This window comes from Agromyces lapidis (assembly GCF_009749405.1).
In the GTDB taxonomy this organism is placed as follows: Bacteria; Actinomycetota; Actinomycetes; order Actinomycetales; family Microbacteriaceae; genus Agromyces; species Agromyces lapidis.
On record NZ_WBIQ01000007.1, the window covers coordinates 192,213 to 204,702 of the forward strand.

Annotated in this window: 13 protein-coding genes; 7 read left to right on the top strand and 6 right to left on the bottom strand. The window is 68.2% G+C overall.

Annotated features, from left to right (window positions below; all coding sequences use genetic code 11):
* Positions 1-46: 46 nt before the first annotated feature.
* The 4 genes from GQQ93_RS11820 to GQQ93_RS11835 form a co-directional block, all read right to left on the bottom strand.
* Entirely contained in the window at positions 47-568 is a 522-nt protein-coding gene (locus GQQ93_RS11820) for an AAA family ATPase (RefSeq protein ID WP_246192298.1), read from the bottom strand.
* Between the two features lie 56 nt (positions 569-624).
* A complete protein-coding gene (locus GQQ93_RS11825) occupies positions 625-2,169 on the bottom strand; it encodes an ABC transporter permease (protein WP_157424432.1) in 1,545 nt (514 codons plus the stop codon).
* Positions 2,166-2,840, bottom strand: a complete 675-nt coding sequence (locus GQQ93_RS11830; RefSeq protein WP_157424433.1) for an ATP-binding cassette domain-containing protein — start codon at positions 2,838-2,840, stop codon at positions 2,166-2,168. Before GQQ93_RS11830 ends, GQQ93_RS11825 begins: the two co-directional genes overlap by 4 nt.
* A 105-nt stretch (positions 2,841-2,945) precedes the next feature.
* The gene (locus GQQ93_RS11835; RefSeq protein ID WP_157424434.1) at positions 2,946-3,593 is read right to left on the bottom strand and encodes a DUF305 domain-containing protein; all 648 of its coding nucleotides are present in this window, start codon (positions 3,591-3,593) and stop codon (positions 2,946-2,948) included.
* 761 nt (positions 3,594-4,354) lie between these two features.
* Between GQQ93_RS11835 and cmtR the strand changes: the two genes are divergently transcribed.
* Both cmtR and GQQ93_RS11845 read left to right on the top strand, forming a co-directional pair.
* Complete coding sequence (gene cmtR, locus GQQ93_RS11840) at positions 4,355-4,711, top strand: Cd(II)/Pb(II)-sensing metalloregulatory transcriptional regulator CmtR (protein WP_157424435.1); 357 nt, start codon at positions 4,355-4,357, stop codon at positions 4,709-4,711.
* Entirely contained in the window at positions 4,708-5,358 is a 651-nt protein-coding gene (locus GQQ93_RS11845) for a cation efflux transmembrane domain-containing protein (RefSeq protein WP_157424436.1), read from the top strand. Before cmtR ends, GQQ93_RS11845 begins: the two co-directional genes overlap by 4 nt.
* Before the next feature lie 777 nt (positions 5,359-6,135).
* Here GQQ93_RS11845 and GQQ93_RS11850 read toward each other — a convergent pair.
* A complete protein-coding gene (locus GQQ93_RS11850) occupies positions 6,136-6,792 on the bottom strand; it encodes a response regulator transcription factor (protein ID WP_157424437.1) in 657 nt (218 codons plus the stop codon).
* Positions 6,789-8,186, bottom strand: coding sequence for a sensor histidine kinase (locus tag GQQ93_RS11855; RefSeq protein ID WP_157424438.1), 1,398 nt, complete (start codon positions 8,184-8,186; stop codon positions 6,789-6,791). Before GQQ93_RS11855 ends, GQQ93_RS11850 begins: the two co-directional genes overlap by 4 nt.
* Before the next feature lie 108 nt (positions 8,187-8,294).
* On the opposite strand from GQQ93_RS11855, the gene GQQ93_RS11860 reads away from it, so the two are divergent.
* From GQQ93_RS11860 to GQQ93_RS11885, 5 genes are all read left to right on the top strand, one after another.
* Positions 8,295-8,966 (top strand): DedA family protein, encoded by a 672-nt coding sequence (locus GQQ93_RS11860; RefSeq protein ID WP_212277323.1) that lies wholly within the window; start codon positions 8,295-8,297, stop codon positions 8,964-8,966.
* The gene (locus tag GQQ93_RS11865; protein WP_157424439.1) at positions 8,963-9,160 is read left to right on the top strand and encodes a hypothetical protein; all 198 of its coding nucleotides are present in this window, start codon (positions 8,963-8,965) and stop codon (positions 9,158-9,160) included. Before GQQ93_RS11860 ends, GQQ93_RS11865 begins: the two co-directional genes overlap by 4 nt.
* A gap of 78 nt (positions 9,161-9,238) precedes the next feature.
* Positions 9,239-10,897, top strand: coding sequence for an FAD-dependent oxidoreductase (locus tag GQQ93_RS11870; protein WP_157424440.1), 1,659 nt, complete (start codon positions 9,239-9,241; stop codon positions 10,895-10,897).
* 378 nt (positions 10,898-11,275) lie between these two features.
* A complete protein-coding gene (locus tag GQQ93_RS11880; RefSeq protein ID WP_157424442.1) occupies positions 11,276-11,839 on the top strand; it encodes a DUF4395 domain-containing protein in 564 nt (187 codons plus the stop codon).
* Between the two features lie 42 nt (positions 11,840-11,881).
* Complete coding sequence (locus GQQ93_RS11885) at positions 11,882-12,487, top strand: DUF2202 domain-containing protein (protein ID WP_157424443.1); 606 nt, start codon at positions 11,882-11,884, stop codon at positions 12,485-12,487.
* Positions 12,488-12,490 lie beyond the last annotated feature (3 nt).

A 12,490-nucleotide genomic window follows, 5' to 3' on the forward strand; every position in this document is an offset into this window, starting at 1 on the left:
AACGTCGGGCCCTTCGACCCGGAACCATCGACGATCGATGCCTGCCTCAAAGCCGGGCGAGGACGAACTCGACGCGCTCGTCCGGTGGAAGCGCCGGCACTCGCGTGAGCGGGAGGTGCAAGCCCTCGTACACGTCGAGCAGCAATCCCTGGATCTGGTGCTGGGCTTCTGCGTCCTCGGTGCGGGCGTAGTCCTTGGCGAGTGGCAGCAGGTCGAGGAGGAAGACCTTCCGGTACTTGACCCGCGTCAGCGCCTCTGACAGGGACGGGTCCGGCGGCAGGTCGAGGAAGCGGTAGTACGCCAGGGAATCGGGGAGTGCGCGATCGAGGAAGACGATCTCGTCAGGATCCAAGGCGGCCTCCTGCTCGAGCTGCATGGCAAGCACGCTGCGCTGGAACTCGAGCTGCTTGGAACGGATGTCGGTGACGGTGCGGCCCCCCAGACGCTGCAGGTCGATGTAGTGGCGTGCGTGCTCGATCGTGGTCTGGTAGCCGCGCTGCCGGAGCAGGTTGACCATGGTCGTCTTCCCGGAACTCGGGCCGCCGGTGATCACGTACCAGTTCGACACCTCGCCTCCTCCCGTCCCTCCGTGTCCCGCCGCACTCGAACGCCGCGGCGTCGAGGTCATCCGGATGCGGCCTCGCGCAGCCGAAGGTGCTTGGCAGCCCGCGCGTGTCGGCGAGCGGCGCTGGTGCGACTGACGAACATGATCGTGACTACCACGGTGAGTGCGGCAACCCAGCCGAGGCCGATGAGCAGTCCGCCGGTTTCGTCGAACTCGTCGGTGAGTCCGGTGTCGATCAGCAGCCGATATGGGCCGTAGCCGGGGAGCAGGATCGCCGGTCCGGGGGGCTCGAGCCGGAGCATGGGACTCTGTGTGATCCCGAGGTCGAGGAACGGCACGACGAACGCGATGAGCACGCCGGCGACCCGCCCGAGGAGGAACCCCAGGCACATCCCGAGCAACGCGTAGACCGCCGCGAGCAGCAGCATGCCGCCCACGAAGCCGGGCCATTGCTTCGCTGGGAACACCATCGCGGTGACCGCCAAGGACGCCGCGGAGGTGATCAGGACCGCCACCCCGACCTCGCCGAATCGGCCGAGCAGCAGCGCCGACCGATGCATCCCTGACTGGACGAGCCGGCGATCACCCTCTCGGTTGCCGAGTGCGATGAACAGGCCCGCGACGGTCGCGAGCGAGGCCACCGCGATCGGAGCCATGGTGCCCGCGTGGGTGTCGGGCAGCCAGAGCCGGACGTCGATCTCCCGCCCGTCGTCGAGCACGCGCATCACCGAGTACTGCTCTTCCGTGATGAGCTTCGACAGCCAGATGAAGATGAACGGCACCGCGACGAGGAGCGCCCACAGCGCCGGGTTCCGTCCGTACTGGCGCACTCCCTTGCGGAAGCTCTCACCGACCTGGCCGGCCCAACCCGGGCGGCGGGAACCGTGCGGGCGGTGGCCTGCGCGGGTCGCGCGCGCAAGCAGCAGGCCACTGCCGAGCAGTGCCGTCCCCACCCACACCAGCGCGATGCCGAGGTCGCCCAGGTTCCCTCCGTGCCCTGAGGGCAGGTCGACCATCCACAGCGTCACGTAGTGCGTCGGCATCCAGCGGGTAAGCTCCACACGGTCGGGCGAAGTGAGCGCGGGGCCGAAGAAGACATCGAGGATCCAGATGAGCAGGATCACGACCGTGCCGTTGACCTGATCCTTCACCAGGGCGCCGACGGCGGCGCCGATGCCGACATAGATGAGGGCGAACATCAGCGTGCCCGCGGCCACCCGGAAGGGGTCGTCGACCTCGGTTCGGAGGAAGAGGGTCGCGAGCGCCGCAGCCGACACGAGGACCGCGATGAGCAGTCCGGTCGTCATGCGGGAGACCACCAGCGTCCAGGTCGGGAGACCCGCGAGCACCAGTCGCCGGTCCGCGGAGTGTGCCTGCCGGGTCTGGAAGTACATCGCCAGCGCGGCGAGGAACGCGGCGGCCCAGCCCGTCGTCGCCGTCTCGACCGCATTCCCGGTGCCACCGAGGAGCTCCGCGGCATCCGCCATCGGTTCAGCGGCCACGAGCACGAACACGACCGGGATCAGCACCAGAACGAGCAGGTTGACCGGGTTTCGGATGTATTCGACCAGGAACCGGCGAGTGAGAACGGCGATCGCCCTCATTTCGGCGCCGTCCTTCCTTCCCGGAGCTCGATGATCCGGTCGAAGCGCTCCTCGTCGGCGATGAAGTGGCTGATCACCAGCACGGCCTGCCCGGATTCGCGGCGCCGCCCCACCATGCCCCAGAACCTGAGGTAGGTGTCCCAGTCGAATCCCGCGTAGGGCTCGTCGAGCAGCAGCACCATCGGATCGGGCAGCAGCGCGAGGGCCAGGTTGAGCTTCGCGAGCGTTCCGCCGGAGAGCCGGTCGGCGCGCTCGTCCGCGTACCGGGCGAAGTCGAGATCGTCGTAGAGCCGCGCCTGCGCAGCGCGGCGTTCCTCTCGGGTCAGCCCGTAGGCGACCCCGAACAACTCGAAATGCTCATCGCACGTGAGCCGCTCGAAGACGACAGGCCGCTGCGGGCAGTAGCCCATCGAGCCGTGCAGCTCGACCGACCCGGCGTCGGCCGGGAGTGCGCCAACGAGGATCTGCATGAGCGTGGACTTGCCCGACCCGTTCTCGCCCACCAGCCCGACGATCTCACCGCGGTTGAGCGACAGGCCGGCGCCCTCGAGCACATGGTTTCGGCGACGGAACGGCCACACGCCCTGCTTGTACGTTTTCGAGATGCCGCTCGCGGCAAGCACGACGCCGACGTTTGAGCTTCCGGCGGGCAGGTTGCCGATCGTATCCATGGTGCCGGTTCCTTTGGGAGTCAACGGAAGCGTCCCACCTCGAGGCCCTGCGCTCCGTGACCTTCGTCCCTGCGACTTCGGCCAACGGTCCGGCGAGGCCCGACGTCAGTCGGCGGGACAGGTCCGATCGGCCGGCTCGCCGAAGTCGGGCACGGCGCGCGATTCCGCCTCGGCGGCGGTCGTCGCCGGGCCGTTCTCCTCGATGTCGCGGATCAGCCAGTCCATCTCGGTGATCTCGCGTCGCTGCGCCTCGCTGATCTCGACGGCGAGCTCGCAGACGCGGACGTCCTCGTTCTGGAACCGCTCGGACCGGGTGATCGCCAGTGAGTGGTGCGGGATCATCGCGCGCATGAACGACGTGTCGTTCACGGTGGCCTGCGTGCGGTCGAGGGCGATGCCGCCGCCGATGAGGAGCACGCTCGCGGCGATGACGGCGATGTTGCCCTTCGTGCTCTTGTACATGCCGAGCATCCAGGCCAGCATGACCAGTCCCATGGTGCCGCCCATCGTCACGGCCATGAAGATGCGGCTCTGGCTGAACCGGATGTGCGTCCACTCCCACGAGCCTGCGAACATCACGAAGTACATGACCACCATCGAGGTCAGGATCATCGCGGCGAAGCGCAGGTACACCTTCAGCACCTGCTTCGACTGCTGCGCGTCGCCCTCGCCGGATTCCGCATGGTTCGTCTGGTCGTGCTCGACGTGACTGGCCTGTCGGTCCTGCTGCCGGTCGACTGCATTCCGATCCATGGACATGTTGCTCGAACCTCCTCGGTTGTACCGCCTCCACGTGATCAGGTGAGCCACGGCGCGGCAAGGGCGTTGCGCCACGACGGCGAAGTCTGGTACCCCGGGCCATATTGGAGGCCGGCTGCAGCGACAGGCGCCCGCCAGACGTGCCCGACACTGATGGTCGAGGCGGAATCTCGCCGGGCTTGACGTGATGCCTGTCGTCCTGCCAAGCGGCGACGCTCGATGCTCACGCGGCCATGAAGCCGTGCCGTTCCCCGAGGATTGCGTGGCAGCAAGGGCGCGGTTCACCCTCGCCTCCGCATCGGCTCGCAGATCGCGGCCGTCGGCTCCGAGGCGCCTACGTTCCTGCGCGTTGTCTCGCTCTACCTGGCGTTCCTCGCGGTGATGCTGTTCACGGGGCGGGTCGCTGGCCCCGGCGGCCGGAGACGCGCGCCGACCGTCTTCGGTGGCGCGACCCGGAACTCTAGTATGTGGTTCTGCGGTGAACGCTCGCTCTTCGGCCGAGCCCGCAACCGCGCCGCTCGCTGTCGTGACGCAGACACTGGTTGAACTGGTCGGAGGCTCGATTTCGTGCCGCCCGTGCCGTCCCTCTCGAAGGACCGGTCAGGGGTGGGCTGACCCACAACTCGGGTGCCTCGGTACGAGCCTCTACCGAGCAACCGCCACGAGTTCGTTCGCACCTGCGCGAACGAGATGCGCGTGCTGATCGAACCATCAACACATGACCAACAGGTCAGTGATAGCTGTATAGTCATCGTGTGCTGACTATTGCTAGCGGTGTGGACACGATGAACCGGCTCGGCCGAGCGATGGCCGATCCGACCCGTTCACGAATCCTGATGACGCTGCTGGATGGGCCGAGCTACCCGGCGGTGCTCTCTCGCGAGTTGGGGCTGACACGGTCGAACGTGTCGAATCATCTGGCGTGCCTTCGCGATTGCGGCATCGTAGTCGCGGAGCCCGAGGGGCGGCAGACCCGCTACGAGATCTCAGACCCGCACCTGACTCGCGCGCTGACCTCGCTGCTCGAGGTCACCCTCGCGGTGGACGAGGACGCACCGTGCATCGATCCGTTCTGCTCGGTGCCGGGCTGCTGCGGAGAGGCGGCACGATGAGCCAAGCGCTCACGACCGAGCGGCGCGCCGTCCTGCACCGCCGGGTTCGACTGATCGTCGGGTTCACGATCACCTACAACGTGCTGGAGGGGATCATCGCGGTCTCCGCCGGCGCCGCCGCCTCGTCGGCGGCCCTAATCGGTTTTGGCCTCGACTCGTTCATCGAGGTGCTCTCGGCCGTGGCCGTCGCGTGGCAATTCACCCGGAAGAACCCTGAACGCTGGGAGAAGCCGACCGTGCGGGCGATCGGGATCGCGTTCTTCGCCCTCGCCGCATACGTGACCGTCGACGCGATCCTCGCGCTCACCGGCGTCGAACCCGTCGGACACAGCCCCCTCGGCATCGCAATCGCCGTCGCGAGTCTGGTAATCATGCCCACTCTCGCCTGGTTCCAGTTCCGTACCGGCCGCGAGCTCGAGTCCCGCAGCGTGCAGGCCGACGCCAAGCAGCTTCTGCTGTGCATCTACCTCTCCGGGACCGTGCTGATCGGCCTGCTGCTGAACTCCCTGTTCGGCTGGACGTGGGCTGACTCAGTCGCCGCACTGGTCGTTGCGGCCCTCGCCGTACGCGAGGGTATTGAAGCGTGGCGTGGCGAAGTCGAATCACCGCTCGAGCTCTTCGAGGAAATGGAAGAGGAGGTGACTTGATGGACTGCTGCGACCCGACAATCTGCCCGCCCGAACAGTGCGACCAGGACTGCTGCTAGGCATCCCGAATCGCCCAGATCATCGAAGCCTCATCTCCGCTCGGGCACGATGAGAGGTTCGGTGATGCCCGAAGATCCTCCGAATCGCCGTCTGATCGTCGTCGGCTACCAGCGTACGCTCCGCAGCGATCTACCGACGCGTGCGGTGCGTACATAGTGATGCCCATAAGCCGACGGCACGAACGTTCGATTCCACAACGCGGCGACGGATCGTACCTGTCGCGCAGCCGGCACTGCGGTCCGGCCCACTTCGGGGACTTGATCCGCGCACGTTTATTCAACACTTTTGACCCGAGATGCCCCGAGGACGGCCGAGCGCATCGGGTAGCATCGACAACAGATCGCGGCGATCCCGGCAAGAAGTTCCTGATCACGTCGAGAAAGATCGAGGCATCCCGGCTTGGGCCGAGATGGCGGCCGCGGGCCGAGGAGATCCATCGGTCACGGGTTCAAGTCCCGTCCGCCCTACGGTGAAATTGATCTGATCAGGGATTCTCGTCCGAGTGAAAAGGATGAGACCTGATGCGTGTGCCACTTATTGGCCGTTTATTCTGCAACTCAATCGTTCTGTGGTGGCGTGTTCGAGTCACCCATGACTGCCCTCGGTTCAGCTGGAATGGCCTCGCATACCTCGTAGGTATGAACGCCGAACGACTCTCCGCAATCGGCTTGGAGCCGGTGCTGACGACATGCGATCGCCGAGCATCTCGTCGTCAAGTCACCCCACCGTGACGATCCCCGCCCGATGCGCGAGCACCGCCGCCTCGACGCGGTTCCGCACCTCGAGCTTCACGAGGATCGCGCTCACGTATCCCTTCACGGTCCCTTCCACGAGATGCAGCTGCGCGCCTATCTCGGCGTTCGAGGCGCCGGCGGCAAGCAGCCTGAGCACATCGCGCTCGCGATCGGTGAGCGCCGCGATCGCCTCCCGAGCTTTCGCGCTGCGGAGCCGATCGCCGTCGCGGTAGGGCGCAATGACGCGGCGGGCGATGTCGGGTGAGAGATACGCGCCGCCTTCCGAGACCACGCGCACGCCGGCGATCAGCTCCCTCGGGTCCGCCGCCTTCAACAGGAATCCCAGCGCGCCACCGCCGAGCGCGCGTTCGATGTACTCGTCCTCGCCGAACGTCGTCAGCATTACGACGCGCGTGGCCGGAACGGTGGCCGCGATCTCGGAGGCAGCGGCGAGGCCGTCGAGCCGAGGCATCCGGATGTCGAGTACTGCCACGTCGGGCCGGTGGCGCTGCGCCCCCGCGATCGCCTCGTGACCGTCGGCTGCCTCGAAGACGACCTCGATCTCGGTGTCGGACTCAAGGATCGCGCGTACCCCCGCCCGCATCATGGCCTCGTCGTCGGCGATGAGCACGCGGATCACGACGCCTCCAGCAAGATCTTCTCGACGAGCACGCCTTGCTCGAAGCAGAGTCGGTACGTCGCATCGGTGAAGTGAAGCCAGCCATCGCGCGCGGCGAAGTACTCGCACTCCGAGCCGTCGGGCAGCGGCGGCTCGCCTACGATCGGCACCGGGCCGGGAATGCCGGCAGGGAGAAGCGGAGCGAGCTCCGCCCGCGTGGTGCCGAGCCCGATCCCCTCGTAGGCGTTCGACGAGATCGCCGTGTGCGCCACCGTGATCGCCTGGACGACGAGGAACCCGACGAGCGTGAGCGCGAGGATCGTCGCCGGGACCACCGCTGCCTGCAGCACACGCCGACGGGCCGTCTGCGCGTTCGACCGCAGCGCCACCTCGGCCGCCCCGGTCGTGTCGTGCGCCGACGGCAGAGGCTCCGCCGGCGCACGCAGTCGCAACTCGAAGCCGTGTTCGTCGGGCCCCGCCTGAATCGTCGCGCCGAGCAGCTCCGCACGACGACCAAGGCTCGGGATGCCGTGCCCGCCGCCCTGTGCTTCGCCTCCGGTCGAAGCACCCGAGCGCACCCATACGGCGATCGCATCGGGCCCGTCCTGCGTCACGCCGACGACGACCTCCGCGCCCGGCGCGTGGCGCACCGAGTTCGTCAGGCCTTCGCGGACCGTGCGCACGGCGAGCTCCGCGATGAGCGGATGAGCCCCGGCGATCGCCACACGGTCGATCTCGGCGCGGACGGTCATGCCGGCATCGCGCGCACCGGCCACGAGGGACTCGATGCCCTCGCCACCGACCGGGTCCATGCGGCTCGGCCCGTCGGGTCTGGTCATCTTCACCACGTCTTGCAGGCGACCGCTCGCGCGCACCGCGGCCTCGCGCAGTTCGCGGAACTGCTCCCGCTGGTCGGGTGCCAGGTCGCGTCCGAGCTCGAGCGCGCCCGCCTGCACTGCGATCAGGGCGAGCTCGTGCCCGATCGTGTCGTGGAGGTCGTCGGCGATGCGAGCGCGCTCCTCGGCCTGCGCACGTGCGGCCAGGATCGCGGCGTCCGACTTCTGCTGCTCGGCGCGCAGCAGGCGGAACCTGCCGTACCACCACGGGGCGACCACGGTCAGCAGTGCGATCAGCACGCTCGCCATCCAGTCGCCGAGCGGCGCCGTGCCGGGCATCAGGTACGAGACCGGCAGCGAGAGCGCGAGTACGACCGTGAACGTCACTACGGCCGGGATGAGCCCCGCCATGCGGCGTCCGGCCAGGTAGCCCGCGACCACGGCGGGGAGCAGGGCGAGCACCAGAGCCGAGTCACCCCACCGGGCCAACGGCAACGCGATCGACGTCGCGAAGAGCAGCGTCACGACGCCGAGCGGCGTCGGCCACTTCTCTCGCCTCGGACGACCGGAACGCAGCATCCCCCCATAGTAGAAAGCCGAACGAATCCGGAACACTGACGAAAGTATGGTGCAGTCGAACCTTCGGTCGGATGTAGCGCCCACGGGCCCGCCCGTAGCGTCGCAGCCATGGACCTGCTGACACTGCTGAACACTCTCGTGACCGACCTCGCGGCATCCCCTTGGCTGTTCCTCGTGGTGTTCGCTGTGTGCGTGATCGACGGGTTCTTCCCGCCGGTCCCGAGCGAGACCGTCGTCGTCGGCGCCGCCACCGTCTCGGTCGCCGCAGGGGAGCCGAACCTGCTGCTGCTCATCGCTGTCGCCGGTGCCGGTGCCATCGTCGGCGACAACATCGCCTACCGACTTGGGCGAGTTCTCGGCACGACCCGCTTCCGTTGGATGCGGACGAAGCGCGTCGCCGCGACGCTCGACTGGGCGCGCCGCGGGCTCGACCGCCGCGGAGCGCTGCTCATCTTCACCGCGCGCTACGTCCCGGTGGGACGCATTGCCGTGAACATGACGGCCGGTGCCACGAGGTATCCGTTCCGGCGCTTCCTGCCGCTCTCGATCGCGGCTGGCGTCACGTGGGCTGCGTACTCGGCGCTCTTCGGCATCGTCGCGGGGCAGTGGCTGCATGAGCAGCCCCTCGTGGCGATCGTGCTCGCCATCGCGGTGGCTGCGGTGGTGGGCGCCGGGGTGGATGCCGTCATCCGGCGCATCCTCAACCGCAGGGGTGCGCCCGGCACCGACGGTGCCGAGCCGGCGGCCGAGCCAGAGGTCGCTGAGTCGCTACGGCCGTGAGTGAACCCCTGCATCGCACCCTGACGCTCGCGATGGAGCCGGGCGGGCGGTATGGGCTCACGATAGACGGCCGCGAGTTCGACCATGACCGTATCGACACCGAGGTCTCGCACGGGTCGCTCGAGGAATCGCCAGCGTGCCACATCCTCGACCACGAGGATCTCGGCGTGATGGGCGCGATTCGCACGGGTTGACGCGCCGCCCGCGCACGTGCCTGTGAATACACCGAGGGTATTTTGACAATACCCCCGGGGTATCCGTACCATGGGCTCATGACCCAGAAGCGCTACCTCATCATCGGCGGAGTCGCCGGCGGCATGTCCGCCGCCACCCGCCTGCGCCGGCTCGACGAGAACGCCCGGATCACGGTGCTCGAGCGCGGTGGCCATGTCTCGTTCGCGAACTGCGGACTGCCCTATTACCTCGGCGGCGTCATCGAGCAGCGCGACAGCCTGCTCCTGCAGACCCCCGCGTCGCTCGGCAGCCGGTTCAACCTCGACGTGCGCGTGCGCACTGAGGCCGTCTCGATCGACCGCGACGCCAAGACGGTTCGCGTCCGCGACCTCACGACGGGGGAGGAGACCGATGAGGCCTACGACGCGCTCGTGCTCTCGCCCGGGGCGACGCCCGTGCGGCCCCCGCTTCCCGGCGGCGAGCGCATGCTGACGCTGCGCGACATCGACGACGTCGACGCCGCGATGGCCGAGCTCACCGTCGCTCCGAACAGTGCGCTGGTCATCGGCGCGGGATTCATCGGTCTCGAGATGGTCGAGAACCTCGTGCACCGCGGCCTCGGCGTGACGCTCGTCGAGCTCGGCGACCAGGTGCTGCCGCCCCTCGACCCCGAGATGGCCGGCCCCGTCGCCGACCGCCTCCGCGCCGCCGGAGTCGACGTGCGCCTCGGCACGCAGGTCACCGAGCTCGGCCCAGACACGGCGACCCTCTCCGACGGTTCGGTGGTCTCCGCCGAGTTCGTGCTCGCCTCCATCGGCGTGCGGCCCGACACTTCCCTCGCGAAGGGGGCCGGCCTCGCGATCGGCGAGCGCGGCGGCATCCGGGTCGACGACCAGCTCCGCACGAGCGACCCGCACATCTACGCGATCGGCGACGCGGTCGAGAAGACCGACGCCATCTCCGGTGAGCAGCGGCTCGTCGCGCTCGCGGGCCTGGCCAACCGGCATGGTCGCCTCGTGGCCGACGCCATCACGGGCAAGACGATCCGGGTGCGCGACGCCCTCGGCACCGCCGTCGTCGGCGTCATGGGCCTCACCATCGCGGCGACTGGCTGGAACGAGAAGCTGCTACGGCGTATCGGCCGCGACATCCGCGTCTTCCATACCCACCCGGCCTCTCACACCGGCTATTACCCCGGTGCGGAGTCGATGTCGCTCAAGCTCGTGGTGGACGCCGTGACCGATGAGATCCTCGGCGCTCAGGGCGTCGGTGGCGACGGGGTCGACAAGCGCATCGACGTGATCGCCACGGCCATCGCGGGCGGCATCACGGCTTCCGAGCTCGCCGACCTCGAGCTGGCGTACGCGCCGCAGTACTCGTCGGCGAAGGATCCGGTCAACATGCTCGGCTACGTCGCACTCAACGCGGCCGACGGCCTCACCCCCTCGATCCAGTGGCATGAGCTGGAGGCTGAACTCGACGCGGGTGCGACCCTCGTCGACGTGCGCACGGCGGGAGAACACGCCGACGGCGCTATCCCGGGCTCGATCAACATCCCGCTCGACGAGATCCGATCGCGCACGGACGAGCTGCCCGAGGGGCGCCTCATCGTGCACTGCAAGGTCGGCCAGCGCGGCCACACCGGCGTGCGGCTGCTCGCCCAGCTCGGCCGCGAAGCCGTGAACCTCGACGGCGGATACCTGACCTGGAGCGCCGGCACGAGGGCCAGCTCGGCGGTTCCTGCACTCGTCGCCTAAGCCTCGTCCACCACACCACACACCCTTGAGGAGAGCCCATCATGTGCAGTCCCGTCCCGTGCACCTGCGGAAAGACGACCTGGTCCGGCTGCGGCCAGCACGTCGACGATGTGAGGCAAATCGTGCCCGTCGCACAGTGGTGCGACGGTAACCACGCCCAGCGCTGAGCGCCCTGACCCGCCCCCGAACCCCAACCCGAGGAGAACCATCCATGTGCAGTGCAGTCACCTGTCGCAAGTGCGGAAAGATGACCTGGGCCGGCTGCGGCCAGCATGTCGACCAGGTCATGCGAGGCGTGCCGCGCAGTCAGCGCTGCGAGGGGCACGCGAAGGAGCCCGGCTTCTTCGCGCGCCTGTTCTCGCGTTGAGGTGACGAACCATGGCGACGCCGGCGAAGTCGGAACCCGAGGTTCCCGTCATCGGCCAGCTCGTCGACGGCATCGACATCCCGGTCGTGAACGAACGTGCCGTGCGTGCATCCGCAGGGCTGCTCCTGCTTTTCGGGATCGTCGCCGTCACGACGGCGGCGCTGACCGGTGAGTTGCAACTCCTGCGGGTGTTCGGCTTGACCTTCCTGTTCGACATGTCGATGCGGCTGTTCGTGGGAACGCGGTACACGCCGAGCCTGGTCATCGGGTCGCTCATCGTGCGCCGCCAGCGCCCCGAATGGGTCGGCGCGCAACAGAAGAGGCTCGCCTGGATCATCGGGCTCGTGCTCGCCCTCGTCTCCTGCACCGCGATGGGGTTCCTCGGCGTCAGCGCCGAGATCCAGCTCGCACTCTGCAGCGTCTGCCTGAGCCTGCTCTTCATCGAGAGCGCCTTCGGCATCTGCGTGGGATGCGAGCTCCAGCGCCGGTTCAGCAGGGAGAAGCCGCAGCTCTGCGCGGGCGACACCTGCACGTACGTGCCGCCCAAGCGCGGCGAGCGCCACACGGTGCCGTAGTGATCGGCGACCCACGCCGGTGCGATTGAGGGAGGCAGGGCCATGAAGAAGCTGACCATCACCACGAGCATCGTGGCGGGCGCCGTGGTGCTCGCGGGCGTCGGCGTCGCCATAACCCTGACGGGTGCGCCGAGACAGAGTCCGGATGCCGCGCCCGCGACGATCGCAACGACGCCCTCCGAGGAACCTCCGACGGCCGATGCTCCCGAGCCCGAAGCCGTCGCGCCATACGACACGACCACCGCCCTGCTCTTCCTCATCGAGGAGGAGAAGCTCGCTCACGACGTCTACGTCACGCTCGGCGAAGAGTGGGGCACCGGCATCTTCGCCAACATCGCCGAGAGCGAGACCACCCACCAGAGCCTGGTCGCGCCGCTCCTCGGCGATCGCGGCATCGCCGATCCGCGCTCGGCGGAGGTCGGCGTCTTCGCCGATCCGGACCTGCAGGCCCTGTACGACCAATTGGTCGCGCGCGGCTCGACGAGCCTCGACGAAGCCATCCAGGTCGGCATCCTGATCGAGGAGAAGGACATCACCGACCTCAGTGCGGCCATCGCGGCCGAGGACGAGGCCGATGTGGTGAGCGTGCTCGAGCGGCTCCTCGCCGGCTCGGAGAACCACCTCCGCTCGTTCCAGCGCCTAGCCTGACGG

Coding starts and splice junctions, on each gene's coding strand:
- GQQ93_RS11825 (WP_157424432.1), bottom strand. CDS start 2,169: ATGAGGGCGATCGCCGTTCTCACTCGCCGGTTCCTGGTCGAATACATC.
- GQQ93_RS11830 (WP_157424433.1), bottom strand. CDS start 2,840: ATGGATACGATCGGCAACCTGCCCGCCGGAAGCTCAAACGTCGGCGTC.
- GQQ93_RS11835 (WP_157424434.1), bottom strand. CDS start 3,593: ATGGATCGGAATGCAGTCGACCGGCAGCAGGACCGACAGGCCAGTCAC.
- GQQ93_RS11845 (WP_157424436.1), top strand. CDS start 4,708: ATGAGCCAAGCGCTCACGACCGAGCGGCGCGCCGTCCTGCACCGCCGG.
- GQQ93_RS11855 (WP_157424438.1), bottom strand. CDS start 8,186: ATGCTGCGTTCCGGTCGTCCGAGGCGAGAGAAGTGGCCGACGCCGCTC.
- GQQ93_RS11860 (WP_212277323.1), top strand. CDS start 8,295: ATGGACCTGCTGACACTGCTGAACACTCTCGTGACCGACCTCGCGGCA.
- GQQ93_RS11870 (WP_157424440.1), top strand. CDS start 9,239: ATGACCCAGAAGCGCTACCTCATCATCGGCGGAGTCGCCGGCGGCATG.
- GQQ93_RS11880 (WP_157424442.1), top strand. CDS start 11,276: ATGGCGACGCCGGCGAAGTCGGAACCCGAGGTTCCCGTCATCGGCCAG.
- GQQ93_RS11885 (WP_157424443.1), top strand. CDS start 11,882: ATGAAGAAGCTGACCATCACCACGAGCATCGTGGCGGGCGCCGTGGTG.